This window comes from Terriglobia bacterium, from assembly GCA_020073205.1.
Lineage (GTDB): Bacteria > Acidobacteriota > Polarisedimenticolia > Polarisedimenticolales > JAIQFR01 > JAIQFR01.
Genome location: JAIQFR010000021.1, coordinates 1 through 26,632, shown reverse-complemented (window position 1 = coordinate 26,632; position 26,632 = coordinate 1). Strand labels below are relative to the sequence as shown.

Genomic DNA, 26,632 nt, shown 5'->3' with positions numbered 1-26,632 from the left:
GTCCCTCCCCGCCGGCGGGCGATGATCGTTTCCTCGGGATCAGGCCGCGCCACCGACCCCGGCAGGACGGTTGCCTGAGATCGGGAGCAGGTCGTCGAGGGCCGCCCTCAACAGACCGACGTCCACGGGTTTCTCGAGCACCCGGTCCACCCCCAGCAGACGGGCCTGCTGTCGGACACCGTCGTTGAGGTAAGCGGAAACCAGGATACAACGGGCCCGGCATTCTCTCCGCCGGAGCTCCGCCAAGAGCGTGAGCCCATCCATCCCCGGCATCTTGTAGTCGAGGAGCAGCAGGTCCACCTCCGGGAGCCGCGCCCGTTGTTCGAGGACGTTCCACGGATTGTCCTCGGAGAGGGTCCGATAGCCCGCGCGGGCCAGGAGCCGGCGGTAGCACGCCAGGACCGAGAGGTCGTCGTCCACGACCAGGACGGTCTTGCGCGCTTTGGGAAATGGAGTCATCGCGGCGAAGATTGAGGCAAACGCCGTGCCGTCCCGGCGTCGGCCCTGCGTTCGCGAAAACAGCGCCCAGCCGTTGTTTCAGGCCGAGTAAGGGCGAACGTCGGTGCCATTCTGACGCACTCCGCAAGGCGTAGCCCGTCAGGGTTGCGGAGTCTCCTCGCCCTTCCCAGCCAGACGGTACTCCTTGAGCTTCCGCTGGAGCGTTCTGAGACCGATTCCGAGCACTTCGGCCGCCTGGGTTCGATTGCCACCGGTTCGCTCGAGGGCGCTCAGGATCGCACGGCGCTCGATCTCCTCCATGGTCAGTCTCTCGGCGCCCGCGGCCGCGGTCTCAGGCTCCGGCGGAACTCCGCCGGCCGGGAGGCTCAGGACGGTCGTCGGGATCGGCTCGTCCGCGTGGCGACGATACTCGTCGGGCAGATCGGCGAGCCCGATTTCGTCCGACGGGGCGAGCACCACGAGACTCTCCACCAGGTTGCGCAACTCGCGCACGTTCCCTTCCCACGGGGCCGCGAAGAGAGCCTTCATCGCCTCCGGCGCGAAGTGCATCCCTTCGCGGCGGTTCTCACGGGCGAACTGCCGTAGGAAGTGGTTCGCGAGGAGCGAAACGTCCTCTCGCCGCTCCCGGATCGGCGGGATCCTCAGGGTGACCACCTTCAGCCGGTAGTAGAGGTCGCTCCGGAACCGGCCTTGCTCCACCGCGGCCTCGAGGTCGGAGTTCGTGGCCGCGATCAATCTTATGTCGACCTTGATCGTCTCGGTTCCGCCGACCCGCATGAACTCCCGCTCCTCCAGCACGCGGAGCAGTTTCACCTGCATCTCGAGCGGAAGTTCCCCGATCTCGTCGAGGAACAGCGTCCCCCTGTCCGCCAATTCGAACTTCCCGACCTTGCGCCCCACGGCCCCCGTGAACGACCCTTTCTCGTGCCCGAACAGCTCGGACTCGAGAATCTCGGCGGGGATCGCCGCACAGTTGATCGGCAGAAATCTCGCTTCGCGGCGGGGCGAGTTCTCGTGAAGCGCGTTCGCGACCAGCTCCTTGCCGGTCCCCGATTCGCCGACGATCAGGACGTTGGAGCGCGTAGGCGCGACGAGGTCCATTTGACGGAAGAGGGCCTCCATCGCCTTGGAGCGGCCGACGAGGCGGCCGAACTTCTCACCGAGCCTGCTCTCGAGCTCGACGACGCGCCTCGAGAGCAGACGTTTCTCGACGATGGCCGTCGTTCGCTTCTTGAGCTCGAAGAGATCCACCGGCTTGGTCAGGTAGTCATCGGCGCCGAGCTTCATCGCCTCCACGGCCGACTCCACCGACGCATGGCCGGTGATCATCAGCACGGCGACGTCCGGGTTGACCTGTCGCGCCGTCCGCAGCACGCCGAACCCGTCGATCCCCGGGAGCATGAGGTCGGTGATCACCAGGACCACGTCGCGATGCTCGCGGAGGTAGTCGAACGCCGGCGGCGCCTCTGGGAACCCGACCACCTTATGGCCCAGGCGCGAGAGGTAGCGCGTGTACGCCGTCCGGTTCCCCTCGTCGTCCTCGATGATCACGATGTGCGCGGGCTCGCTCATTCCGAGCCCATTCTAGTGCACGGTCCGGCGGAATTCCCCCTCAACCCCGGATCATCCGCTCGAATTCGGCGGGGCCGACCACCCGCACGCCCAGCTCGCGCGCCCGGGAGAGCTTCGAGCCGGCGTCCTCTCCCGCGACGACGAGATCGGTCTTGCGGCTCACGCTTCCCGCGACCCTCGCGCCGAGGCGCTCGACGATCGCCTTCGCCTCCTCGCGCGTCCTCTCGGGGAGCGTCCCGGTGAGCACGACGGTCTTCCCCGCGAACGGCGACGCGGCCTCGGGCACCCTCCGCTCTTCGGGGGTCACCCGCATGTTCACGCCGGCTTCCGCGAGGCGGTGGACCAGTTCCCGGTTCGCCGGCTGCTCGAAGAACAGGCGGACCGATCCCGCGGTCTTGGGCCCGATCTCCTCCACCGACTCGAGCTGCTCTTCGGTCGCGGCGGCCAGCGCCTCCATCGACCCGAACGCGACGGACAGGTCCTTTGCCGCCCGCTCCCCCACCTGCCGGATCCCCAGCGCGAACACCACGCGGTGCAGCGGCCGCGACTTCGAGGCCGCGATTTGCCCGACGACGTTCGCCGCAGATTTCTCTCCCATCCGATCCAGCGCCGCGAGGGTCGCTGGCTCGAGCCCGTAAAGATCCGCCGCGTCGCGCACGAGGCCCCTCGCGAGGATCTGGTCCACCAGCGCGTCCCCCAGGCCCTGGATGTCCATCCCCGCGCGGGAGGCGAAGTGGAGGATCGCCTCGCGCCGCTGCGCCGGGCAGGTCGCGCCGGTGCAGCGGCTCGCGACCTCGCCCTCCTCGCGGACCACCGCGGAGCCGCACACCGGGCAGCGCTTCGGCATCACGAACGGCCGGGCGAAGGGCGGCCGCTTGGACCGCACCACGGATACGACCTGCGGGATGATCTCGCCCGCCTTCTCGATGAAGACCGTGTCGCCCACGCGGACGTCCTTCCGCGCAACCTCGTCCTCGTTGTGAAGCGTCGCGCGGGAGACGGTGGTTCCCGCGAGCTGCACGGGCTCGAGCTCCGCCACCGGCGTCAGAGCGCCGGTGCGCCCGACCTGGACGACGATGCCGCGAACACGCGTCGTCGCCTGCTCCGGTGGGTATTTGTAAGCGATCGCCCAGCGCGGGAACTTCGACGTGGAGCCGGCGCGCGCCTGGAGCGAGAGATCGTCGGCCTTCACCACGGCGCCGTCGATTTCGTAGTCGAGGGCGTGGCGACGCTCCTCGAGCCGCGCGATGCACCGGAGCACTTCGTCGAGATCGCCGCAGACCTCGTTGAGCGGGTTGGTGCGCAGCCCGAGATCCCGGAGCAGCGCGAGCCGTGCGAGGTGCGACGGAGGAGGCGGCCCTTCCCCGTCGATCTCGGCCAGGACGTAGAAGCAGCAGTCGAGGCGCCGCGACGCGGTGATCCGCGGGTCGAGGAGGCGCACCGAGCCGGAGGCGGCGTTGCGGGGGTTCGCGAACGCCGGCTCGCCGCCCTCGGTGCGCTGCCGGTTGAGCGACTCGAACGCGGCCCGCGGCATGTACACCTCACCGCGCGCCTCGAGGTAGGGCAGCTTTCGCGTCAGTCGGAGGGGGATCGAGCGGATTGTCTTGACGTTCGAAGTGACGTCCTCTCCCACCACTCCGTCGCCGCGAGTCACGCCGCGTTCGAGCACGCCGTCGCGCCAGGCGACCGCGATCGACAGCCCGTCGATCTTGGGCTCGACGGCGTAGCTCGACGGGAGCTGACCGTCGAGAGCACGCGCGAGCCGCTCCTCCCACGCCCGCACGTCCGCCTCGGAGTAGGCGTTGTCGAGGGAGAGGAGCGGCGTCCGATGACGGTACGTCGCGAACGCCTCGGCCGGCTCCCCGCCCACTCGCCGCGTCGGGGAGTCGGGCGTCACGAGGTCCGGATGCCCCGCCTCGATGGCGCCGAGCTCCCTCTCGAGGGCATCGTACTCGGCGTCGGAGATCTCCGGCGCGTCGTCCACGTAGTAGCGCTTCCGGTGATGCGCGATCAGGCCGCGCAGCTCCTCGGCCCTCGCCCCGGGCGTCTTCCGGTGCCCGGCTCCTCGCGTGGCGCTCACCGGGGGCCTCCTGCCGGTGACCGCGACGGAACGACCGGCGCCTCGGCGTGTCGCCTGGGGACACGGATGCGGAAGACGGTCCCGCGCTCCTCGCCGGCGGCCGCCTCGAGCGTCCCGCCGTGGCGCTCGACGATCTGGCGGGCGATGGGAAGGCCGAGTCCGGTGCCGCCTCCGCGATTCGAGTAGAAGACCTGGAAGATCTTCTCCCGGTCCTCGGGTGCGATCCCCGGCCCGTCATCCTCGACCTCGATCACCGCCTCACCCCCCGCCCCGGCGCGCGACCTCAGGACCACCGTTCCTCCGGATCGCAAGACCTGACGAGCGTTGACCAGGAGGTTCATCAGAGCCTGCTTGAGCTGGGTGACGTCGATCTCCACCGTGGGAAGAAGCGGCTCCAACTCGAGTGCGAGGTTCACGGCGCTCTGACGGAAATCCGCCTGGAGGAACTTCGCGACCTCTTGCAGGACCACGTTCAGGTCCCGCGGCTCGAATCGGGGATCGGCGGGCCTCGCGTAGGCCAGAAAGTTGTTCACGAGGCGCTCGAGCCGCTTGATCTCGCTCTTGGTCGACGTCAGGAGATCTGCCCAGTCCGCAGATTCGGTGGTCGCGCCACCCTGAAGCTCCTCCTCGAGCATCTGGAGGTTCATGTTCATCGCGTTCAGCGGGTTTCGGATCTCGTGGGCGAGACCCGAGGCGAGGAGGCCCACGTACGACCGCCTCTCGGCGGCCAGCCGCGACTGCTCGAGAAGGCGGTTCTTGCGGATCAGATTGAGGACGTAAAAGAAGCCGAGCACCAGGATGCCGATCCCGAAGGCGGCGGCCACCCCCACCTTGATCTGAAGCGACCTCCTCAAATCGTCCAGCTCGCGCTGCGACGTCTCCTGCGACACCGCCACGCGGACTTCTCCCTCCGGACGGGCACCGCGGCCGAGCTGAACCGCGAGGATCTTGTCGCCCGCGTCTATGGGGGCGGCTTCGCTCTCGCTCGCGGAGGGTGCGCCCGGAAGCTCGGGTCGGTCGTCCTGTCGGACGGAGAGGAGCGGCGCTCCGAAACGGTCACGGATCTCCACTTGCCGGAGGAACGGACGCCCAGCGAGCCGCTCCTGGATGATCGTTAGGAGCACCCCCTGTTTCTGGCGGATCCGGTGAAAATCGATGCCGTTCCGGTCGCGCCCCAGCGCAGCGACCGCTTCGGCGATCCGGACCGCCTCCTGGCGCGCGACGTCGGCTCGGCGCGCGAGCATCATCCGGCTCAGGTCTCGAAACGCCAATAGCCCGGCGATCGCCACGAGCGCCATCAGGCAGACACCGAACAGGAAGAACGCGCGGGCGGTCTCGCCTCCTTCCCACCCCCCGAACATTTCCCGCGGCCTCCGGTTGATCGTGATCACGATGTCGCTTCCCCGCCCGGTCCCGGGGGCTCCCGTGGGGCCGCGGACCGGCTTCCCTCGCCCGGCCGGCCCCAATTCCGTCCCTTCGGGAACCGCGGAACCGGCCCTTGACCGAGCCGCTTGCGGACTCCCGTGCTGCAAGATCACCGCGCCCGCCAGCCGCTCCCTTGCCTCGGGCTTGAACTTGGGCTCGAAGTGGCGTATTTGAGCGTTGGTGGCGGAATCATAAAGTACTATAGTAGAGGCAGTTGTAGAAGCTGGAAAGAGTAGGCTCCTGGCGGGAGAAGCGGCGGGGCCGGCGGCGCGCGGGAAGAGACGGACGGGAGGAGGACCGAACCTATGGAAGCGCAGGCTCAATCCAACCTCAAGGGTAGCGTGCGGCTCGGGAATTACCTCCGCAGGCTGCGCGCGGGTTACGGCTACTCGCTCCGCCGCGTGGAGGAATGGGCGCGCGCCGAGGGAGGGGAGATCGACAACTCCCAGCTGAGCCGGTACGAGAAGGGAATCTGTTACCCGTCGTTCGACAAGCTCCGGGTTCTCGCCAGCGTTTTCAACGTCTCAATCCAGGCGTTCTCGGACGTCGTGGACCTCGAGGAGTACGAGGATCTCAAGCCGGAGACCGGCGATCCGCGGGAGATGATGGAGACCGGGACTGCGGCGCTGCACGCGGGAGAGATGGGACGAGCTTTCGCGCACTTCGAGCGCGCCCTCGAGATCCTCGAGTCCGAGCCGGGCGACGAGGGCTGGGCAGAGCGCGTGGCGCAGGCGCGAATCAACCTCGCCGCGGCGCTGACCCGCCTCGGGAAGCTGTCGCTCGCGGAGCAGGAGCTCCGCCACGCGCTCCGCGCCACCGAGGGGCTGAGCGGCACGCTGCAAGCCCGCGCGCTCCTGAACCTCGCCAGCGTGCACTCCGATCAGGGGGATCTGTTCCTCGCGGAGATGGAGGCCGACCGCGCCTTCGACATCGCCGTGCGCGCCTCGCTCGACCTCACGGCCGCGCGGGCCCGCCACGTCCTCGCCGGCGTCCTCGCGCAGCGGAAGCGGGAGAACGAGGCGATCGAGCGCTACCGCGAGGCGGCGGAGTTGTACGCCCGCTGCGGCGAGGCGTACGAGGCCGTTCGGGTGAGGATTTGCATCGGCCTCGCGTACGTGAACCTCGGCAAGGCGCGCGAGGGGATCCGGCTGCTGCGGACGGCCCTCGACGAGGCCTGCTGCGGAGGGCACCGCTACCTGGAGGCGTACGCGCTCAGCTGTCTCGGCGAGGCGTACTTTCGGCAGAGGGACATCGACCGTGCCCAGGGTTGCCTGAGACAGTCCGACGCGCTCGCCGGCACCGGCGAGCAGAAGTACCCCGACCTCCTGTTCCTCAATGCGTTCTATGAATGGAGGATTGCGGGCGGGCAGGGGAACTCCACACGGGAGAAGATCGCATTCGGTCGGATGAAGGCCCTCCGGCCCTGCATCGAAAGGCGCTTCCCGGAGGTCGGGACCTTCGATGCGTACGTGGAAAGGGGGCGCAACGATGCTTGAACGCCGCGTGCTTCCGATCCTCTTCCTCGCATCGCTCCTCACGTCGATCGGCACCTCGGCGGCCGGGCCGTCGGCGGCCGACGTCCCCGCGCGGTTCAATTCCGGCCTCGACGGCCGTTTGGCCTATACCACCGACGCGACCTCGGGCGCGGTGTGGGCGGCTTGGGCTTACCAGTCCCGCGGCGAGTACGACGTCGCCGTGTCGGTCCGCGACCCGTCGGGGACCTGGAGCGAGCCGACATTCTTCGGGCGGCTCGACGGACTCGATCAAGTCGCTCCCGCGCTGGTCTCGGACCCGGATGGGAACCTGTACGTCGCGTTCGCCGTGCAGCAGACCTCCCAGATCCTCCTCTCGGTGCTCCCGCGCGGAAGCGCCGCCTGGACCGCACCTCTGGCCGTGACCTCCCCGGGCGAGCGCGGCTTCGCGCCGGCGCTGACGGTCGCAGGAGACCGCCTCGTGGTGGGCTACCGCACCATCGAGGGAAGGGTCGCCCTGCGAGTCTTGCCGCTGGCCGCGCAGATGAACGAAGTGCGCGGGATCTACGACGCTCCTGACGGGACCGACCCGATCGGCATGACTAACAATAACGGCTCGCCGCCGTCCACCAACGGTACCGGGTTCGGGACCCCGCTGAGCGGGAACAGCGGACCGAAGAAGTAGCGAGCGGCACGGGAGTCGGCGTTCCAGCGTTCGCGTCGACGACTTCGCTTCACGGGCGCGAGAGTTTTCGTATCCTCTCCTCGGCGAACTCGCGCGATCCGCGGATGTCGTTGTATCCAGGTAGGGTCAGGTAGAATTCGTAGTCCGCAAGCGCCTCCTTCACCCTGCCCAGCTTCTCGTATGCCAGGCCCCGGTTCACTCGGGCCGAACGGCTCATGGGATCGTACTGGAGCGCCCGAGAATAGTACCGAAGCGCCCCTGCGTAATCCTGCTTGACCATTCGTATGTACCCGAGCGGAGCGTAGGCCGATTGGAGGGTGGGATCCAGCGCCAGCGCCGTCAGGTATTCCCTTTCGGCCAGCTCGAGATCGTACTCGCCGCGATCGTCAAGATACGCGTTCCCGAGGCTGTAATGGCCATGGGGATTCTCGGGGTACTGGCTCACCAGGCGACCGAAGAGCGTGACGTCGTTCTTCCAGTCGAGATTCCGCCTCATGGTGAGCGCCGCGAGCAGACACAATGCCACGGCGACGGCCGTGAGGGCGTATCTTCGCCGCGAGCCTCCGGACGGAAGGAAGCGTGCGGCCTGGTCGGCGACGACGATCCACAGGCCGATGGCGGGAACGTACAGGAATCGATCGGCCATCGTGATCCGGGAAATGTACACGATCCCGCTCACCGGAAGCCAGAAGGCGACGAGCCAAGCGACGCCGAACGCCGTGACCCGGCTGCGGCCGCGCCACAGAAGCCACCCGGCGATGAGGAGGATGCACAGCCATGCAGCGACGATCGACGGCGTCACGAGACGACGGGCCGCGTGCACGTCGTATCGCGGGCTCAGATGGAGGGGCCAGACGACCGTCTGGAAGTACTTCGGAATGATGTGGAGATCGTTCAGGAGACGCTCCCTTAGGCCGGGGATGATCTCGGACCTCCGGAGCTCCTCCCCGGTGATCCCAGGCAGCAGAGTCGCCTGAATGCCGAGCCTGGAGAGCGTCATCCAACGCATGACCAGGTAGCCCACCGTTCCGACGGCATACGGAACGACCCTGGCGAAGGCTCGTGGTCCGAAGCGGGTGCCGCTCGTTCGGAACGGGCCGATCTCCTGGCCCACGACGAACGGCAGGACCATCAGGCCGGTCTCCTTTGAAAACACTCCGGCGAGATAGAGGACCGCGCCACCATAGGCTGCGACGATCCCCCCCTTGATGACGCTGCTGCGATGGAGCAGGAATGCCGAGAGGACGAAACAACAGGAGAGCATCGTGTTCCGGCCGCCGGCATTGAAATCCACGCCTTCCGCGTGAAGCGGGTGGACCGCGAACAGGAGTCCGGCGAGCAACCGCGCGAGCCGGTCCTCAAGGAGCGAACGCGCCAGATAGTAGACGAGGAGCGAGCTCAGCGCATGAAGAGCGACATTCGCGAGCCGGACGGGAAAGGGCGTCAGCTCGTTCAGCCGGTCCTCGATCAGGAACGTGAGATAGGTGAGCGGACGGTAGAATGGAAGGAGCTGCGTGCTGCTGGTGGTATCGAAGTCGCTGAACAGTGAGAGGGGAGTCCCTCGGAGCGCCGGGTTGTGAACGATCACGCGGTAATCGTCCGCGACGAAGCCATTGCCCAGGGAGTCCGCATAGACGAGGAACGCTGCCAGGACGATGGCCAAGCCGGCGAGTAGCTCTTGTCTCGGTCTCGGTGACATAGCGGTCGTGTCTCGGATCGAAGGACCTGGGCTCCGGGGCGTCGCTACTGCGGGAGTCAGCCTCCGAGGGCCTCGAGCAAGTCGGCGACGAGGTCCTCGGGAGACTCGAGCCCCACGGAGAGCCGGAGCATGCCGGGAGTCACTCCGGCGCGCTCTAGTTCCTCCGGGGGGAGCCCGCGGTGCGACATCCTCGCCGGGATCGAGACCAGCGACTCGACGCCGCCGAGGCTCGCCGCCTTCGCGAACAGCCGGAGGCGGTCGTGGACCCGCTCCGCCCCGGCAGCGCCTCCCTCGACCTCGAACGTGACCATGCCCCCGAAGCCAGCCATCTGCCGCCCGGCCAGTGCGTGGTCCGGGTGATCCGCGAGTCCCGGCCAGAGCACCCGGCGAACCCGGGGGTGACCGGACAGCGCCCGCGCGACCGCCGATGCTCCGCGTTCGTGGGATTCCATTCGAACCGCGAGGGTCCGCATCCCTCGCTGCAGCAGGAACGCGGCGAAAGGGTCCAGCGTGCCGCCGAGGGACCGGCGCGTCGCCATGATCGCCGACATGAGGTCGCGACTTCCGGCGACTGCGCCCGCCGTGACGTCGCCATGCCCGCCGAGGTACTTGGTCCCGCTGTGGACCACGACATCGCAGCCCAGAGCGAGCGGCCGCTGGAGCGCGGGCGTCGCGAAGGTCCCGTCCACCACCGCCAGCGCTCCCGCGGCGTGGGCGGCCCGCGCGGCCGCATCGAGGTCGACGATCCTGAGCGCTGGATTCGTCGGCGACTCGACCCAAAGCAGGCGGCAGCCCTCGAGTCCCTCCGGTGTCAAGCCGGCGATCTCATCGAGCGCAAACCACGTCGTCTCGATCCCCAACCTCGGGAGGACGTCGCGGAACAGTCCGGCCGTTCCGCCGTAGAGCTCCCGCTGCGCCGCGATGCGCTCGCCGGAGCGCACGAGCGACAGCACGGTGGTCGACGTCGCCGCCATGCCTGAAGAGAACAGCGCCGCCTCTTGAGCACCCTCGAGCTCGGCCAGCAGGCGCTCCGCGGCCCTGACCGTGGGGTTACCGTACCTCGAGTACAACCACCCGCGCCCGCCCGTGTAATACGACTCGACCTCCTGCTGGCTCGAGAACGCGAAGGTGGAGGCGGTCACGATCGGAGGCGCGAGCGGGTGTCCGACATCGTCGACGACGCCCGTTCCGCGGGCGCAACGGGTCCTGAAATCCATGGGGTCCTCCTTGGCCGAGAGCGACATACGCAAAAGGCGGATAGATACGCTACATTTATCGTGTTAGTTTCGCTTAAGGGTGAACTCATCAAGTAATGAAACGTCTTGACAGCCAAGAGCTCCCGCCCTACTATCTCGCGGTGGTCAAGAGTGGAGTAAAGTGGTCTTCGGACCCTCTGTTCCGCCCTTCTCAATAGACGACCAGGAGGCAAGGCAGGTCCCGACGTGTCGGCCACGGAGCGAGGGAATCGCATCCCGAAGCCTAGCACGTCGCCTCATGGAGTCGAGCGATGCTGCGCGGGAACTCGATCGCAAAGGTGGACCAGAAGGGCCGGCTCAAAATGCCTGCGCAATTCCGCGCGGCGATCGAGCCGAAGTACGGGGTCGAGTTCTTCGTGACGAGCCTCCGCGGCGAGAACGTCCGCATCTACCCGATGGAGGTCTGGTCGCGGATCGAGGAGAAGCTCTCGCGGGTTTCGTCGCTCGAGCCCGCGGTGACCCGTTTCAAGAATTCCGTGAACTACTTTGGGCAATGCGCGGTCATGGACGGCCAGGGACGACTCCTGATCCACCCGCTCCTGCGCGAGAGGGCGGGCATACACGGCGAGGTCGCCGTGTTGGGGCAGCAGGATTTCCTCGAGGTCTGGAACCGCTCCTCGTTCGAGGAGCGGCTTGCGGGCGACCCGCTCACGGACACCGACCTCGCGACGCTCGCGGGCTTGGGGATTTGAGCGGGGGGCGGGGTCTGACCCATGCTGTCGAGCGCGCGCCTCGGGGAGAACGTGGGACCGTTGCAGGTGCCGCACCGTCCCGTGCTCGTCGCTGAGACGCTTTCCCTACTCGCCCCCCCCCGCGGTGCGACGGTAGTGGACCTCACCCTCGGGTCGGGAGGTCACGCGGAGCGCCTGATCGAGGCCGTCGGGCCCGAGGGACGGGTCCTCGGCATCGACAGGGATCCCGAGGCGATCGTTCACGCCAGCGCGCGGCTCCGCAGGTTCGGCGACCGGTTCGCCGCGCTCCGAGGGGACTATCGGGATCTCGTCGCGCTGCTGCATGGTGCGGGGGTCTACGCCGTGGAAGCTATCCTCGCCGACCTCGGCATCTCATCGCTCCAGCTCGATGACCCGCGCCGCGGCTTCTCGTTCAGGGTCGACGGGCCCCTGGATATGCGGATGGACCCGTCCTCGGGCCCTTCGGCCGCCGACCTCTTGGCCTCGCTCACCGAGGGAGAGATCAAGGAGATCTTGAAGACCTTCGGTGAGGAGAGGTTCGCGGGGCCGATTGCCCGCGCGGTCGTCCGCGAGCGGTCGCGGCGGCCTTTCCTCAGAACGCGCCAGCTCTCCGAGGTGGTGGAGCGCGCCGCCGGCGGCGCCGCGCGGCGCTACCGGATCCATCCGGCGACCCGGACATTCCAGGCGCTTCGGATCGCCGTGAACCGGGAGGTCGAGGGGCTCGAGAAGCTCGCGGGCGATGCCGTCTCGCTCCTGAGACGCGGTGGGCGTCTCGCGATCATCTCGTTCCATTCGCTCGAGGACCGGGCGATCAAGACCGCGTTTCGCGCCATGGCGGAGCGGTGCATCTGTCCCCCCGGTATGCCGGTATGCGGCTGCGGCCGGGAGAACCTGGTGCGGATCCTCACCACGCGCCCCGTCACCCCGTCGCCCGAGGAGATCGAGTCGAATCCCCGCTCGCGCAGCGCGCGGCTCCGCGCCGCGGAGAGGCTCTGATGCCGACTTCGGCACAGGCCGAACGCCGACACTGGCGGAACGTCATGGTGGTCCGCGAGCGCGACCCGCGACGGTTGCGATGGGTGATGCTGCTGCTCCTCGGCGTCGCGGCGGCCGCGACCCCCGTCGCGGCGTACCTGATCCAGCAGATGCAGTTCGTCGAGACGCGTTACCGGATCGAGGAGCTGCGAGGACGGCGCGAACGCCTTGAGGAGACGGAGCGTCGCCTCAGGATCGAGAGGGCGACCCTCGAGGCGCTTCCCCGTGTCGAGGGGCGTGCGCTGGACGAGCTCGGGCTCGTGCATCCCACGCCTCATCAGATCGTGGTCGTCCGGTCGTCGGCCCCTGGCCGTGGGAGCGCGGCGCCCCGCGCCCCAGGCGAATTCCCGGCCGCGCGCTGAGCGGCGTTCGGCGCGCGCGGCGGATCGAGAGTCTCGATGGAGCCTTTGGCCCGATTCCGCGTTGCATCGTTCGCCGTGGCCGTGGGGATTCTCGCTCTCGCCATCGCCTCGCGCCTCGTCGAGCTGCAGGTGGTCCGCTCCGACGAGATGAAGGCGCAGGCGCGGCGCCAGCACGAGCAGACCGTGGAGATCGGCGGTGAGCGCGGGGCGGTGCTGGATCGCGCCGGCCGAGAGATCGCGGTGAGCGTGGCGACCTCGTCGCTGTTCGCGCATCCCTCGCGCGTCCCGGACCCGGCCCGAGCCGCCCGGCTCCTCGCGGGAGCCATCGACGTTCCCGAGGCGCGCATCCTCGAGCGCCTCCGGTCGGACCAGCCGTTCGTCTGGCTCAGGCGCCGCATGGACCCGAGTATGGCCAGGGCGGTGCAGTCGCTCGGCCTGCCGCTCGGGAAAGGGCAGCCGTTCGGGTTCGAGACCGAGGGGAAGCGGTTCTACCCGCAGGGCCAGCTCGCCGTGCACGCGGTGGGCAACGCCAACATCGACCAGCACGGGGTCGAGGGGATCGAGCGGCGGTTCGACGACGACCTTCAGGGGGATTCTTCCCACTACCTCGCCGTGCGGGATGGCCGCGGCGGGACGGTGCTCCAGCTCGTTCAGCCCGCGTCGAAGCCACCGCGCGACGTGGTGCTCACCCTGGATCTCGACCTCCAGCACGTGGTCGAGCGGGAGCTCGAGCGCGCATGGGTCGAGAGCGGCTCGCGCGCAGCCGCCGCGATTCTCTTGGATCCCGCGACGGGGCAGGTGCTCGCGATGGCGAACCGCCCCACCGCAGACGCCAACCGCTACGGCGAAGCGACCCCCGAAGGACGCCGCAACCGCGCGGTGGTCGACCAGTACGAACCCGGTTCGACGTTCAAGGTCATCACCGCGGCCACGGCGCTGGAGCTCGGGACGGTCGCTCCGGAGCAGCTCTTCGACTGCCAGAACGGGAGCATCTCCATCGCGGGGTTCAGGATCCGCGACCACCATCCCTACGGCGTCCTCTCCGTGCGGCAGATCCTCGAGAAATCCAGCAACGTGGGAATCATCAAGGTCGGCAGGACGATCCCTCGTGAGCGCTTCGACGAGTCGATCCGGAAGTTCGGGTTCGGTCGCCGCACCGGGATCGAGCTCCCCGGCGAGCGGTCGGGACAGATCACGCCGCTCTCGCGCTGGTCCGTGCTGTCCCCCGCCTCGATTTCCATGGGCCAGGAAATCGCGGTGACCGCGCTGCAAGTCGCATCGGCGATGGCCACGGTGGCGAACGGCGGTGTCCGGGTCCCTCCCCGCGTCGTCCTGGGCACCCGCGACGCATCCGGACGCTTCGATCCCGCCCCCGCCCCCGAGCCCGTGCGCGCGGTCTCCGAGCGCACGGCTCGCACGATGACCGGAATCCTCGAGGGGGTCGTCGCGCGCGGCACCGGCACGAAGGCGGCGGTGCCGGGATATCGCCTCGCGGGCAAGACCGGGACCGCCCAGAAGGTCGTGCCCGGCCAGGGATACTCCCACTCCCAGTTCGTCGCGTCGTTCGCTGGATTCGGGCCGGTGGACTCGCCGCGCCTCGCGGGCGTCCTCGTGCTCGACTCGCCGAGCGGCGGGGCCTACTACGGCGGACAGGTCGCCGCGCCGGCCTTCGGCCGGATCATGGCGGATGCCCTCGCGTACCTTCGCGTCCCGCCGGACGAGGACCCGCTGCCTCCCGCCCGCGAGACGGCCCCCGCGCCGGACGCGTGGGCCGCTCGCAGGAAGCCGGCCCCCTCGGGAGATGGCGGCGAGGTCATGATGGAAGGGCCGGTCGTCACGGGGCCCGGCCAAGTGCCGGACCTCCGGGGGCTGAGCCTCCGCGAAGCGGTGGTCGCGCTCACCGACAGGGGCTACAGCGCGAGCGTAGCGGGGAGCGGCGCGGTCGTGGATCAGACTCCGGCGCCGGGCTCCCCACTCCCCGGGGGCGGAGCCTGCGCGATCCGGCTCGGCGCGCCCGAGGACCCATCGGCGGTGCCGGCGGCGGCCGTCTCGCCCGCTCACCCCCGGAAGCCTCTCGCCGCCGTGGCCCGCGTCGCGGCGCGGAGGAGGACACGATGAGCGCCGCGCCGCGGCCGCTGTCGGACCTCCTCCGGCGGGCCGGTGTGCGGCCGATCGATCCCGTCGCCGCCGACCCCACGATCACCGGCGTGAGCCTCGACTCCCGCCGCGTGCTTCCCGGAAACCTGTTTTTCGCGCTGCGCGGCTTCCGGATCGACGGCGTCGTCTTCGTACCGGACGCTGTAGGGCGAGGCGCGTCGTCGATCGTGTCGTCGTCACCACGCCCCAGCGCGCTCGACGAGGGGATCGCGTGGGTCCGCGTCGAGGACGCGAGGCGGGCGGCCGGGCTCCTGGCGCGCGACTGGTTCGGGCGGCCGGACGAGGCGCTGTCACTCGTCGGGATCACCGGGACCAACGGCAAGACCACGGTGTCGTACCTCGTGGAGTCCATCGCATTGGCGGCGGGGCTGAAGCCCGGCAGGATCGGTACCGTCGGCTTCGCGTTCGGCGGCTCGGAGATCCCCGCTTCCCGCACCACCCCCGAGGCACCCGACCTCTTCGCGCTCCTGGCGGAGATGCGCGATGCGGGAGTCGCCCTGGTCGCACTCGAGGTGTCCTCCCACGCGCTGGCCCTCGGGCGGGTCGAGGGAGCCCGGTTCGCGGTCGCCGCGTTCCTGAACCTGGGACAGGACCACCTGGACTTCCACGGCGACAGGGAGGCCTACTTCGAGGCGAAGGCCAGGTTGTTCGAGGGCCTCGCCCCTGACCAGGCGGCCGTGCTCCCCGCCGACGACCCACGCGGCGCAGTGCTCGCCGCGCGGACCTGTGCGGCCGTGAGCACGTTCGGGCGCTCGGAGAAGTCCACGGTCCGGCTCCGCGACGAGTCTTGCGTCCTCGCAGGATCCGAGGCGGTGCTCGAGTTCGGCGGCGCGCGCCTCCCTGTCCGGACGAAGCTCCTCGGACGCTTCAACTTGGACAACGTCGCGGCGGCCGCGGCGTGTGCCCTCGCCGCAGGTCTTCCGTCCGCCGCGATCGGAGATGGGATCCGCGCGCTCGAGAGCATCCCCGGCCGAATGGAGCGCGTGAACGCAGGGCAGCCGTTCACCGTGATCGTCGACTTCGCCCACACGGAGCAGGCTCTCGAGAGCCTCATGGACGCCCTGAGGAATCTCGTCGAAGGGCGAACGCTTCTCGTGTTCGGGTGCGGCGGCGAGCGCGACCGCGGAAAGCGCCCCGCGATGGGACGCGTGGCCGCCGAGCGCGCGGACCTCGTCTTCCTGACCTCCGACAACCCTCGAAGCGAGGATCCGTTGGCGATCCTCCGGGAAGTCGAGGCGGGAGTCTCGTCGGTAGCGGGCGGCGCGGCGCGGTGCCGCACGATTCCGAGCCGGCCCGAGGCGGTCGCGGTGGCGGTGTCGTCGGCGCGTCCCGGGGACGCGGTGGTGATCGCCGGGAAGGGTCACGAGTCGACGCAGACCTTCGGCGACCATGTGGTGCACCTGGACGACCGCGAGGTGGCCCGTCAGGCACTTGCGGCGTGCGGCTGGGGGGGAGACCTCCGTGCCGGAGCTTAGGCTCGGAGAGCTCGCGGCCGCCGCCGGCGCGGTCCTGGTCCGCGGCAACGCCGAGACGCGGGCCGACTCGTACTCCATCGACACGAGAACGCTCAAGGCGGGAGCCGTGTTCTTCGCGCTGCGCGGAGCACGTGCGGACGGGCACGCGTTCCTTCCCGCCGCCGCGAGGGCCGGCGCCGTGGCGGCGGTGGTGCGGGAGGAGCCTCCGGCCGACGAGCCCGCGCCCCCCGCGCTGCTCCGCGTGGACGATCCCGTCCTTGCCCTGGCGCGTTGCGGCGCCGCCGCCCGGCGGCGCCCCGGGCTTCGCGTGGCCGCCGTCACCGGCAGCGCCGGGAAGACCACGACCAAGGACCTGTTGGCGGCGGGGCTCGGCGCGTCACGGCGGGTCTACCGAACGCGGGGGAACCTCAATAACCACCTGGGAGTCCCGCTGAGCCTGCTCGAGTGCCCCGGAGATGCGGAATGGGCGGTGATCGAGATGGGCATGAGCGCGCCGGGGGAAATTGCCGCGCTGACCCGGATCGCCGACCCCGACGTGGCCCTCGTGACCAACGTCCGCCCGGCGCACCTCGAATTCTTCGAGTCGGTGGACGGGATCGCCGCCGCGAAGGGAGAACTGTACGCCCTTCTCCGGCCCGAGTCGGTGGCGGTGGTGAATCTCGACGACGAGAGGTGTCGCGTCCAGGCCGCGCGGCACGCCGGGGCGCGGTTGACGTACGGCCGCGATCCGGGCGCGGACGTCGCGCTCCAAGCGGTCGAGGACCGGTTCGTCCCGGGGGCCGCGCTCACCTTCCGGCACGGAGATCGGAGCCGCTCGCTCGTCCTCCGCCTCGGCGGCGCCCACGCCGCGCTCGACGCGCTCGCTGCGCTGGCGGGCGTCGTGGCCGCCGGCCAGGATCTGGACGAGGCGTCGGCCGCGATGTCCGAGATGGAGCCGGCGCCCGGACGCGGGAAGGTCCACCGGCTCGCCGGCGGCGCGTTCCTGGTGGACGAGTCGTACAACAGCAACCCCGCGGCGCTCGAGTCCGTGATCGGAACGATGCGGAGCACCGCCGTCGCGGGCCGGAAGATCCTCGTGATGGGCGACATGCTGGAGCTCGGGCCGGACGAGGCCGCGTTCCACCGAGAGGCCGGCGAGTGGGCGGTCGAGGCCGGCGTGCGCCTGCTCGTCGGCGTCGGCCCACGGTCGAAGGGGGCCGTCGAAGCGGCCCGCCGCGCACGGATCCCGGAGGCGTGGGGCGAGCCGGACGCGGCCGCCGCCGCCCGCTCGGTGCCACCCCGGCTTGCCCCGGGGGACCTGGTCGTGGTCAAGGGTTCGCGGGGCGTCCGCCTCGAGCAGGTCGTCGAGGCGATCCTGCGAATCCGGGGGGAGGCGCGCTGATGCTCTTCCACCTCCTCTATCCGCTCCACGGCCACTTCGGAGCGTTCAACGTCTTCCGCTACATCACCTTCAGGAGCGCCATGGCGGTGCTCACCGCGCTCCTTCTCTCGTTCGTGCTCGGGCCGGGACTGATCCGCCGGCTGCGCCAGTTCCAGATCGGGCAGGAGATCCGCGACGAGGGACCGACCTCTCACCGGACGAAGCGCGGGACCCCGACGATGGGCGGGCTCCTGATCATCACCGCCGTGGTGCTCCCCACGCTCCTCTGGGCGGACCTCCGGAACGGATTCGTCTGGATCGCGGTGACCTCGATGCTTCTCTTCGGCAGCATCGGCTTCGCCGACGACTACCTGAAGGTCGCGCGAAAGCGGAACCTGGGGCTGACCGCCCGCCGGAAGTTCTCGCTGCAGGTCCTGGTCGGACTCCTCCTCGGCGCGCTGCTCCTCTGGCTCGCGTGGCGGGGGACCTTCACGACCCGCCTCTCGTTCCCGTTCTTCAAGCTGATCCTGCCGGATCTGTCGTGGGGCTACGTGTTGTTCGCCGTCTTGGTGCTCGCAGGCTCCGCCAACGCGGTGAATCTCACCGACGGGCTCGACGGGCTCGCGATCGGGTCGGTGCTCGTGGTCTCCTCGGCGTTCACCGTGCTCGCCTACGCGGCGGGCAACGCCATCGTCGCCGACTACCTCGGCATTCCCAACGTCAAGGGGACCGGAGAGCTCACGGTGTTTTGCGGCTCGCTGGTGGGAGCGAGCCTGGGGTTCCTCTGGTTCAACTGCCACCCCGCCGAGGTCTTCATGGGCGACGTGGGTTCCATGGCCCTGGGCGGAGCGATCGGGACCACCGCGCTCCTGATCAAGCAAGAGTTCCTCCTGGTGCTCGCCGGCGGGCTCTTCGTCGTCGAGGCGCTGTCGGTCATCCTCCAGGTGGCGTCGTTCAAGCTCCGCGGGGTGCGGATTTTCCGGATGTCGCCGCTGCACCACCATTTCGAGCTGGCGGGCTGGAGCGAATCGAAGGTGGTGATCCGCTTCTGGATCATCGCGATCATGTTCGCCCTCCTGGCCCTGGCCACGCTGAAGCTGAGGTGAGCACCGCCGTGGCCGCGCCGAACCTCTCGCGGACGGAGCCGAGGCTCGCGGGGCTCCGCGCCCTCGTGGTCGGTCTCGGCCGGAGCGGTCTCGCCGCGACGCGGATCCTCGCGTCGAGGGGCGCGAAGGTGACCGCCGCCGACCGGCGGACGGAGGCGGAGCTCGGACAGGCCGCCGCGGGAGCGATCGCCCTCGGAGCGGCCGTCGTCGCCGGAGGGCACCCCCCCGCTCTCGCTCGCGACGCGGACCTGATCGTGGTCAGCCCCGGCGTCCCCACGGGCGATCCTCTCCTCGCCGCGGCCCGCGAGGCGGGTGTCCCGGTCTGGGGAGAGGTGGAGCTCGCCTACCGGTTCTGCCGCGGGCGGATCGTGGCCGTCACCGGCTCCAACGGGAAGAGCACGACGACCTCGATGATCGGAGCCATCCTCCGGCAGTCCGGGATTCCCGGCGGGACTGGCGGGAATCTGGGAACGCCGTTCGCGGATCTGCTCTCCCTCGACTCCCCGCAAGCGGTCCATGCCCTCGAGCTGTCGTCGTTCCAGCTCGAGACGATCGACGCCTTCCGCCCCGATGTCGCGGTGGTGCTCAATCTCAGCCCGGACCACCTCGACCGCTACCCGAGCTACGACGCCTACGTGGCAGCGAAGGCCCGCCTTCTCGAGGCTCAGAACGCCGCGGGATGCGCCGTCCTGAACGGGGACGACCCGGAGACGGTCCGGCTCCTGCCGTCGGTGCGAGGTCGGCTCCTCCGTTTCACGACGCGGGAGGATCTCGCGGACGGCGCGTTCCTGCGGCACGGGACGCTGGTCCTCCGGCTGGAGGGGCGGGAGCAGGAGATCCTCCCGGCGTCCGCGCTGCGCGTGCCAGGCGAGCACAACACGGCCAATGCCCTCGCCGCGGCGCTCGCGTGCGGTCTCGAAGGATGCCGGCCGGAGGCGATCGCCCGGGCGCTCCGCGCGTTCGTCGCGCTCCCGCACCGCCTCCAGCACGTCGGCACCCTGGACGGCGTGCAGTTCTACGACGACTCCAAGGCGACCAACCTCGACGCGGCGGGACGGGCGCTCCTGGCGTTCCCGGCGGGGACCGTGCTGTTGATCCTGGGCGGCAAGGACAAGGGCGGCGACTGGCCCGCCTTGGCGCCCGCCGTCCGCGAGCGCGCCCGCTGCGTTCTCCTGGTCGGGCAGGCGGCGCGGGCGATCCGCGCGGGCCTCGCGGGCACGGTCCCTCTGGTGGACTGCCGCACCGTCATGACGGCGGTGCGCGCCGCCTACGAGCGTGCGCGGCCGGGGGACGTGGTCCTCCTGGCGCCGGGGTGCGCCTCGTTCGACCAGTACCGGAACTTCGAGGAGCGCGGGGACGATTTCCGCCGTTCCGTGGAAGGGCTTCTCCCCGGAGGAGGCCGGTATGCCTAAGCGCACGGCGCCGGACCGATGGTTCCTCCTCACCACGGGTCTCTTGGTGTTCTGGGGGCTTCTCATGGTGGGGAGCGCCTCCCACTACCTGGCGATGAGCCTCGGCCAGAGCCCGTACCATTACCTGCTGCGGCACTCGATCTACGTGGTGCTGGGGGTGCTCGCCCTGTTCGGGACGATGCGCCTGTCGTACCGCAAGCTCGACGACCGGCGGATCGTGCTCGGCCTGGTCGCGATGACCCTGGCCGCGCTGATCGCGGTTCTCGCCATGCCGGCCGCCGGAGGGGCCCGCCGCTGGTTCCCCCTGGGGATCGCCAGCGTGCAGCCGTCCGAGATCGCCAAGCTGGTCATCATCGTGTTCATGGCCTACCTGCTCTCCCGCAAGGAAGGACAGGTCAACGACCTCCCCAAGGTCCTCGGGCCGTGCGTGGCGATCACCGGGGCGATGGCGGCGCTGATCGCCGTCGAGCCCGACTTGGGCTCCGCGCTGATGGTCGCCGCCCTCATGGGCGTGATGCTGTTCGTCGCCGGCCTGCGCTGGTCCTACATCGGCGCTGTCGCCGGGGCCGGGACCGTGGGGATGGCGGTCGCGGTCGTGGCGGAGCCGTACCGGGTCGAGCGCATCAAGACGTTTCTCCACCCCGAGGCGAACCTCCAGGGCTCCGGCTTCCAGCTCTGGCAGTCGCTCATCGCGCTGGGCAACGGCGGGACCCTCGGCGCCGGCCTCGGCCAAGGCCAGCAGAAGGCGTTCTATCTGCCGGCGGCGCACACGGATTTCATCTTCAGCGTGGTCGGCGAGGAGCTGGGCCTCGTCGGGACGTCGCTCCTGCTGGTCGGATTCTCTGTGCTTTTCTGGCGCGGAATGCGGGCGGCGGTACGGGCGCCGGACCGATTCGGGTTCTACCTGGCCCTGGGGGCGACGAGCCTCCTGACGATCCAGGCGCTGATCCACATGGCGGTTTGCCTCGGACTGTTCCCGACGAAAGGGCTGCCGTGCCCGTTCATCAGCTACGGGGGATCGTCCCTCGTCGCGAGCATGGCCGCGGCCGGACTCGTGCTGAACGTCTCCCAGCACTCGAGCTGATCGGGATGCGGGTGAAGGAGGGCGGGAGGAGGATCGTCGTCGCGGGCGGAGGGACCGGCGGGCACCTGTTCCCCGCGCTCGCGGTGGCGGACGAGCTGAGGCGGCGGCACCCGGACGCGATCATCGCGTTCATCGGAGGGAAGCGGGGCCTCGAGACGAGGCTCGTGCCCGCCGCCGGGTTCCGGCTACGGACGATGCCGCTCGCGGGGCTCAAGGGCGCGAGCCTCCCGGGGCGCGTGGCGGCCGCGGCGGCCGCGGCGGTGGGAACGATCCGGTGCTTGGCGTGGATGGTCGCCTGGAGGCCGGACCTGGTGATCGGAGTGGGAGGGTACGCGTCGGGGCCCGCGGTTCTGGCCGCGCGGCTCCTCCGCGTGAGAGCGATGGTGATGGAGCAGAACCACTTCCCGGGGGCGGTCAACCGCTGGCTCGCGCCGCGGGTGGACGCCGTCTGCGTCCCCTCCGACGCCGCGCGCTCGAGGCTCGGCGGCCGCGGGATCGTCACCGGAAATCCGGTCCGCCGCGAATTCACATCGATCGGACCGCCCCCGTCGGGCGAAGCGCTCTCGCTCCTCGTCTTCGGCGGGAGCCGGGGCGCGCGATCCATCAACCGCGCGGCCGTCGGGGCGATCCCCTCGCTCGGACGGATCTCCCCGCCGCCGCGGATCGTCCACCAGACCGGCGACGAGGACGAGGCCTCGGTCGCGGCGGCCTACCGGGACTACCCCGGTTCCCACGAGGTGAGGGCGTTCCTCGACGACATGGCCGCGCGTCTCGCCGGGGCGGACCTCGCCGTCTGCCGCGCCGGGGCGACGACCCTCGCGGAGTTGGCCGCCGCCGGCCGCCCGGCGGTCCTCGTCCCCTACCCGTTCGCAGCCGACGATCACCAGCGGCTCAACGCCGAGGCCGTGGAGGATGCCGGCGCCGCGGTGGTCGTGCTGGACCGGGATCTCGACGGGAGCCGCCTCGCCGCCACCGTCGCGGCCCTCGCGGCGGATCCGGCCCGGCGGCGGGCGATGGGCGAGGCGGCGAGAAAGCTCGCGCGGCCGGACGCGGCGGAGCGGATCGCCGACGTCGCCGACGCGCTGCTCGAAGGGGGCGCACCCGGGGCCGGGGGACCTTCCGCCGGGGAGGAGGCGCCCGATGTTCCGTAAGGCGAGGCGTCTCCATTTCGTCGGCGTCGGCGGGGCCGGTATGAGCGGCATCGCCGAGGTCCTGGTGAACATGGGGTACCCCGTGTCCGGCTCGGACCTCGTGACGAGTCCAGCGACGCGGCGCCTCGCGAAGCTCGGAGCCACGGTGCACCGCGGCCACCGCGCGTCGTACGTCCAGGACGCGGACGTGCTCGTGATCTCGTCCGCGGTCCGTCCGGACAACCCGGAGGTGGTCGAGGCACGCCGGCGCAGGATCCCGGTGATCCCGCGTGCGGAGATGCTCGCGGAGCTCATGCGGATGAAGTACGGGGTCGCGGTGGCGGGCTCCCATGGGAAGACCACCACGACCGCGATGATCGCCGACGTCCTGGGGAACGGCGGCCTGGATCCCACCGTGGTGATCGGCGGCCGCATCGCCGCGCTCAGGTCCGGGGCCAAGCTCGGCAAAGGCGAGATGATGGTCGCCGAGGCGGACGAGTCGGACGGCTCGTTCCTCAAGATGAAGCCCACCATCGCCGTCGTGACCAACGTCGACCGGGAGCACCTCGACCACTACGCCGACCTGTTGGCGATCCAGGACGCGTTCCTGCAGTTCGTCTCCCGCGTCCCTTTCTACGGCGCCGTGGTGGCCTACCTCGACGATCCGAACGTGCGCTCCATCCTCCCCCGCGTCGACCGCCGGCTGATCACCTACGGGCTCTCCAGCGATGCGGAAGTCTCCGCCGCGGACGTGACCGTCGCCGGCTTCGGCTCGACGTTCACCGCCTCGCGACGCGGAGTGCGTCTGGGCGAGGTGAGGCTTCGGGTCCCCGGGCGCCACTCGGTCTACAACGCGCTGGCCGCGATCGCGGTCGGGCTCGAGCTCGACGTCCCCTTCGCGTCGGCGGCGCGGGCGCTCGCGCGATTCAGGGGTGTCGACCGCCGCTTCGAGCTCCTGGGAACGGCGTTCGGCGCCATGGTCGTGGACGACTACGGGCACCATCCCACCGAGATCGCCGCGACGCTCGCCGCGGCGCGTGAGGGGTTCGGGGTACGTACGATCGTGGTCTTCCAGCCGCACCGATTCACGCGGACACGAGCCCTGCTCGAGGAGTTCGGCCGCGCGTTCTTCCTCGCGGACCGCGTGATCGTGACGGAGATCTACCCGGCCGGCGAAACGCCGATCCCCGGTGTCAACGGCGCGTCGGTGGCGGACGCGCTCGTTCGCCACGGACACCCGTCGGTGACCTTCGAGCCGGACCTTAGGAAGATCCCGGCGCTCCTCAAGGGCGTCGTGCGCGAGGGGGACCTCGTGCTCACGCTGGGTGCAGGCAACGTCCGGAGGACCGGGGAGGAGCTGATCAAGCTCGAGTCGGGGCCAAGGCGGCGACGGAGGACGCGATGATACTGGAACGAGGCGGCCCCACGGCGGAGCCCGACCGCCGCTACTGGCGGCGGCGCGCGAACCGCGAGGTCCGCAAGACGCGGCGGACCCGGACGCTCCTCCACTGGACCGGGATCGTCGGTGCGAATCTCCTATTCGCGGCGGTCCTCGTGTACTCGGGATGGCAGGCGGCGGACCATCTCACCACGACGCCGGGGCTCGCCGTGACCCACGTCGAGGTCGACGGCGCCTCCCGGACCTCCCCCGATGCGATCCGGGCGCTGCTCTCCCCGTTCGTCGGCCGGAACCTCCTCGCGCTGGACCTCGGTGAGGTCGCGGCGAGGGCCGCGTCCCACCCTTGGATCCGCCTGGCGGCGGTGAAGCGCATCGTCCCCCATACCCTTCGTGTCTCGGTGGTGGAGCGCGCGCCGGCGGCGCTCGCGGTGATCCGCGGCCTCGTCCACGTGGTGGACGACGGCGGATTCGTCATGGGGCCGGCCGGACCCGGCTTCTCGCTGGACCAGCCGGTGCTCACGGGGCTCGACCGGCTGGACGGATCCGCGCTCGCCAACGCCCTCGCCGTCGGCGCGAGGGCGATCGCGCGGCTCCGGAGCGCGAGCCCGTCGTGGGAGCGGGAGGTGTCGGAGCTCGACCTCTCCCGGCCGGACCGGATCGAGGTGGTCACCCGGAAGGCGGGTCCACGGATCCTCCTCGACTCGGATCGCGTCGAACGGAACCTGAACGATTTCCTCGCCTTGCGACCGGAGATCGAGAGGCGGCTGGGACCGGCGACGGTCGTCGACCTTCGCTGGAGCCGCCGGATCTCCGTTCTTCCGGCCGCAGCGCTTTCCGAGGCGGAGGCCCATTAGCCATGGCCAGGAACGAGCGGTACGTCGTGGGGCTCGACATCGGGACGACCCGGATCTCGTGCGTCGTCGGCGAGATCAAGGAGCAAGGCGCGATCGAGGTGGTCGGCGTCGGCGAGGCCCCCTCCCGCGGGCTGCGCAAGGGGGTCGTCGTCCACCTGGACACCACCGTGGAGGCGATCAAGGCGGCCGTGGAGCAGGCGGAGGTCATGGCCGGGGTCAACGTCGAGTCCGCCACCGTCGGGATCGCCGGCGCCCACATTCGCAGCTTCAACAGCCGTGGCGTGGTCGCGGTGTCCGGGAAGGACCGAACGGTCTCCAAGGAGGACATGAAGCGGGTGCTCGACGCCGCGAGGGCGGTGAGCATCCCTCAGGACCGCGAGATCCTGCACGTGCTTCCGCAGGAGTTCGTGCTGGACAACCAGGGCGGGATCGCCTCCCCGGTGGGGCTCACCGGCTCGAGGCTCGAGGCGAACGTTCACGTCGTGACCGGCTCGACCACGTCGATCCAAAACCTGGTCACCTGCGTCAACCGGGCCGGGGTCGAGGTACGGGACACGGTTCTGGAGTCGCTGGCGGCCGCCGAGTCGATGCTGAGCCAGGACGAGAAGGAGCTGGGCGTCGCGCTGATCGACGTCGGCGGCGGGACCACCGATCTGGCGCTGTTCGAGCGAGGATCGATCTGGCACACCTCCGTGCTGCCCGTCGGCGGGAGCCACTTCACCAACGATCTGGCGGTGGGCCTACGCACGCCGATCCCCGACGCGGAGCGCCTCAAGATCAAGCACGGCTGCGCGATGGCGACGATGGTCGAGGACAACGACGCCATCGAGGTCGCGTCCATCGGCGAGCGCAAGCCGCGGCTCCTTCAGCGCCAGGTCATGGCCGCGATCCTCCAACCGCGAGCCGAGGAGATCTTCGCCCTGATCCGCGAGGAGATCGGCCGGGCGGGGTTCGAGCGGCAGCTGAACGCCGGCCTCGTTCTCGCCGGAGGAGGGAGCCTGCTCTCGGGGATGACCGAGGTCGCCGAGCAGATGTTCGACCTGCCGGTGCGCCGCGGGCAGGCGGGCGGCGTCGCGGGGCTCACCGAGCCCGCCTGCGGACCGCAGCACGGCACGGCGATCGGGCTGGCGCTCTACGGGGCGCGGCACCGCGCAGCGCGACAGCGATTCCCCCTGCCGGCGACCGGCGGGCTGCTGGGAAAGGTCAGGGGCCGCGTGAGGGCCTGGGTGCGGGAGATGTTCTTGTGAATGGCCGGGGGGCGCGCAACGCACGATTCATAACGGGGGAGAGATAAGACGATGATCACGATGGACGATGACACGCGGCGGAACCGGCCGCTCCAGCTCGCGTTCGACGACGCCCAGGCGACGCCGGCGAACATCAAGGTGATCGGCATCGGCGGCGGCGGCGGGAACGCGGTCAACCGCATGATCGCCACGAGCGTCGCCGGGGTCGAGTTCCTGACGGCGAACACCGACTGTCAAGCGCTCCGGACGAACCGGGCGTCGGTCAAGCTCCAGCTCGGGTCGAAGCTGACCAAGGGGCTCGGGGCCGGCTCGAACCCGGAGGTGGGCCGCAGCGCCGCTCTCGAGGACACCGACAAGCTGCTCGAGCACCTGAGCGGGGCGGACATGGTCTTCGTGACCGCTGGACTCGGCGGCGGCACCGGCACCGGAGCCTCGCCGATCATCGCGAACCTGGCGCGGGAGCTGGGCGCCCTCGTGGTCGCCGTGGTGACCAAGCCGTTCGACTTCGAGGGGAGGCGGCGTAAGTCGCAGGCCGAGGAGGGTCTCGCCGCGCTCCGGCAGGTCGTCGACACGGTGATCACCATCCCGAACGACAAGCTCCTCCACACCGTCGAAAAGGGGACCCCGCTTGCCGAGGCCTTTCTCATGGCGGACGATATCCTCCGGCAGGC

General features: G+C 70.1%; 22 protein-coding genes. 16 read left to right on the top strand and 6 right to left on the bottom strand.

Features of this window, described 5'->3' with window-relative positions:
* Positions 1-39 precede the first annotated feature (39 nt).
* The 4 genes from LAO51_06645 to LAO51_06630 form a co-directional block, all read right to left on the bottom strand.
* Positions 40-459, bottom strand: a complete 420-nt coding sequence (locus LAO51_06645) for a response regulator (GenBank protein ID MBZ5638424.1) — start codon at positions 457-459, stop codon at positions 40-42.
* Positions 460-597: 138 nt separating this feature from the next.
* Complete coding sequence (locus LAO51_06640) at positions 598-2,031, bottom strand: sigma-54 dependent transcriptional regulator (GenBank protein ID MBZ5638423.1); 1,434 nt, start codon at positions 2,029-2,031, stop codon at positions 598-600.
* 40 nt (positions 2,032-2,071) lie between these two features.
* Positions 2,072-4,111, bottom strand: coding sequence for an NAD-dependent DNA ligase LigA (gene ligA, locus LAO51_06635; protein ID MBZ5638422.1), 2,040 nt, complete (start codon positions 4,109-4,111; stop codon positions 2,072-2,074).
* On the bottom strand, positions 4,108-5,502 hold the full coding sequence (locus tag LAO51_06630) for a hypothetical protein (GenBank protein MBZ5638421.1): 1,395 nt from the start codon (positions 5,500-5,502) through the stop codon (positions 4,108-4,110). Before LAO51_06630 ends, ligA begins: the two co-directional genes overlap by 4 nt.
* A gap of 339 nt (positions 5,503-5,841) precedes the next feature.
* Here LAO51_06630 and LAO51_06625 point away from each other — a divergent pair, with 339 nt between their 5' ends.
* Together LAO51_06625 and LAO51_06620 are read left to right on the top strand one after the other, a co-directional pair.
* Complete coding sequence (locus LAO51_06625) at positions 5,842-7,032, top strand: helix-turn-helix transcriptional regulator (GenBank protein MBZ5638420.1); 1,191 nt, start codon at positions 5,842-5,844, stop codon at positions 7,030-7,032.
* Entirely contained in the window at positions 7,025-7,693 is a 669-nt protein-coding gene (locus LAO51_06620) for a hypothetical protein (GenBank protein ID MBZ5638419.1), read from the top strand. Before LAO51_06625 ends, LAO51_06620 begins: the two co-directional genes overlap by 8 nt.
* 49 nt (positions 7,694-7,742) lie before the next feature.
* On the opposite strand, the gene LAO51_06615 is transcribed toward LAO51_06620, so the two are convergent.
* Both LAO51_06615 and LAO51_06610 read right to left on the bottom strand, forming a co-directional pair.
* Positions 7,743-9,356 (bottom strand): tetratricopeptide repeat protein, encoded by a 1,614-nt coding sequence (locus LAO51_06615; protein ID MBZ5638418.1) that lies wholly within the window; start codon positions 9,354-9,356, stop codon positions 7,743-7,745.
* Positions 9,357-9,448: 92 nt separating this feature from the next.
* Complete coding sequence (locus tag LAO51_06610) at positions 9,449-10,609, bottom strand: aminotransferase class I/II-fold pyridoxal phosphate-dependent enzyme (GenBank protein MBZ5638417.1); 1,161 nt, start codon at positions 10,607-10,609, stop codon at positions 9,449-9,451.
* A 290-nt stretch (positions 10,610-10,899) separates the two neighbouring features.
* Between LAO51_06610 and LAO51_06605 the strand changes: the two genes are divergently transcribed.
* From LAO51_06605 to LAO51_06540, 14 genes are all read left to right on the top strand, one after another.
* Positions 10,900-11,340, top strand: a complete 441-nt coding sequence (locus tag LAO51_06605) for a division/cell wall cluster transcriptional repressor MraZ (GenBank protein MBZ5638416.1) — start codon at positions 10,900-10,902, stop codon at positions 11,338-11,340.
* Positions 11,341-11,361: 21 nt separating this feature from the next.
* The gene (gene rsmH, locus LAO51_06600; GenBank protein ID MBZ5638415.1) at positions 11,362-12,336 is read left to right on the top strand and encodes a 16S rRNA (cytosine(1402)-N(4))-methyltransferase RsmH; all 975 of its coding nucleotides are present in this window, start codon (positions 11,362-11,364) and stop codon (positions 12,334-12,336) included.
* A complete protein-coding gene (locus tag LAO51_06595) occupies positions 12,336-12,737 on the top strand; it encodes a cell division protein FtsL (GenBank protein ID MBZ5638414.1) in 402 nt (133 codons plus the stop codon). Before rsmH ends, LAO51_06595 begins: the two co-directional genes overlap by 1 nt.
* 36 nt (positions 12,738-12,773) lie before the next feature.
* Positions 12,774-14,855, top strand: a complete 2,082-nt coding sequence (locus LAO51_06590) for a transpeptidase family protein (protein ID MBZ5638413.1) — start codon at positions 12,774-12,776, stop codon at positions 14,853-14,855.
* Complete coding sequence (locus LAO51_06585) at positions 14,852-16,369, top strand: UDP-N-acetylmuramoyl-L-alanyl-D-glutamate--2,6-diaminopimelate ligase (protein MBZ5638412.1); 1,518 nt, start codon at positions 14,852-14,854, stop codon at positions 16,367-16,369. The genes LAO51_06590 and LAO51_06585 overlap by 4 nt, the downstream gene beginning before the upstream one ends.
* Positions 16,356-17,750, top strand: a complete 1,395-nt coding sequence (gene murF, locus LAO51_06580; GenBank protein MBZ5638411.1) for a UDP-N-acetylmuramoyl-tripeptide--D-alanyl-D-alanine ligase — start codon at positions 16,356-16,358, stop codon at positions 17,748-17,750. Before LAO51_06585 ends, murF begins: the two co-directional genes overlap by 14 nt.
* On the top strand, positions 17,750-18,835 hold the full coding sequence (gene mraY / locus LAO51_06575; GenBank protein ID MBZ5638410.1) for a phospho-N-acetylmuramoyl-pentapeptide-transferase: 1,086 nt from the start codon (positions 17,750-17,752) through the stop codon (positions 18,833-18,835). Before murF ends, mraY begins: the two co-directional genes overlap by 1 nt.
* The gene (murD, locus tag LAO51_06570; GenBank protein ID MBZ5638409.1) at positions 18,832-20,247 is read left to right on the top strand and encodes a UDP-N-acetylmuramoyl-L-alanine--D-glutamate ligase; all 1,416 of its coding nucleotides are present in this window, start codon (positions 18,832-18,834) and stop codon (positions 20,245-20,247) included. The genes mraY and murD overlap by 4 nt, the downstream gene beginning before the upstream one ends.
* Positions 20,240-21,331: a putative lipid II flippase FtsW gene (ftsW, locus tag LAO51_06565; protein MBZ5638408.1), complete on the top strand. Its 1,092-nt coding sequence runs from the start codon at positions 20,240-20,242 to the stop codon at positions 21,329-21,331. The genes murD and ftsW overlap by 8 nt, the downstream gene beginning before the upstream one ends.
* A gap of 5 nt (positions 21,332-21,336) precedes the next feature.
* Positions 21,337-22,482 (top strand): undecaprenyldiphospho-muramoylpentapeptide beta-N-acetylglucosaminyltransferase, encoded by a 1,146-nt coding sequence (murG, locus tag LAO51_06560; GenBank protein MBZ5638407.1) that lies wholly within the window; start codon positions 21,337-21,339, stop codon positions 22,480-22,482.
* A complete protein-coding gene (gene murC, locus LAO51_06555) occupies positions 22,472-23,866 on the top strand; it encodes a UDP-N-acetylmuramate--L-alanine ligase (protein ID MBZ5638406.1) in 1,395 nt (464 codons plus the stop codon). Before murG ends, murC begins: the two co-directional genes overlap by 11 nt.
* Positions 23,863-24,714, top strand: coding sequence for an FtsQ-type POTRA domain-containing protein (locus LAO51_06550; GenBank protein MBZ5638405.1), 852 nt, complete (start codon positions 23,863-23,865; stop codon positions 24,712-24,714). Before murC ends, LAO51_06550 begins: the two co-directional genes overlap by 4 nt.
* Before the next feature lie 2 nt (positions 24,715-24,716).
* Positions 24,717-25,961 (top strand): cell division protein FtsA, encoded by a 1,245-nt coding sequence (ftsA, locus tag LAO51_06545; protein ID MBZ5638404.1) that lies wholly within the window; start codon positions 24,717-24,719, stop codon positions 25,959-25,961.
* A 60-nt stretch (positions 25,962-26,021) separates the two neighbouring features.
* Positions 26,022-26,632, top strand: a 611-nt coding sequence (locus LAO51_06540) for a cell division protein FtsZ (GenBank protein ID MBZ5638403.1), incomplete at its 3' end; no start/stop codon positions are given.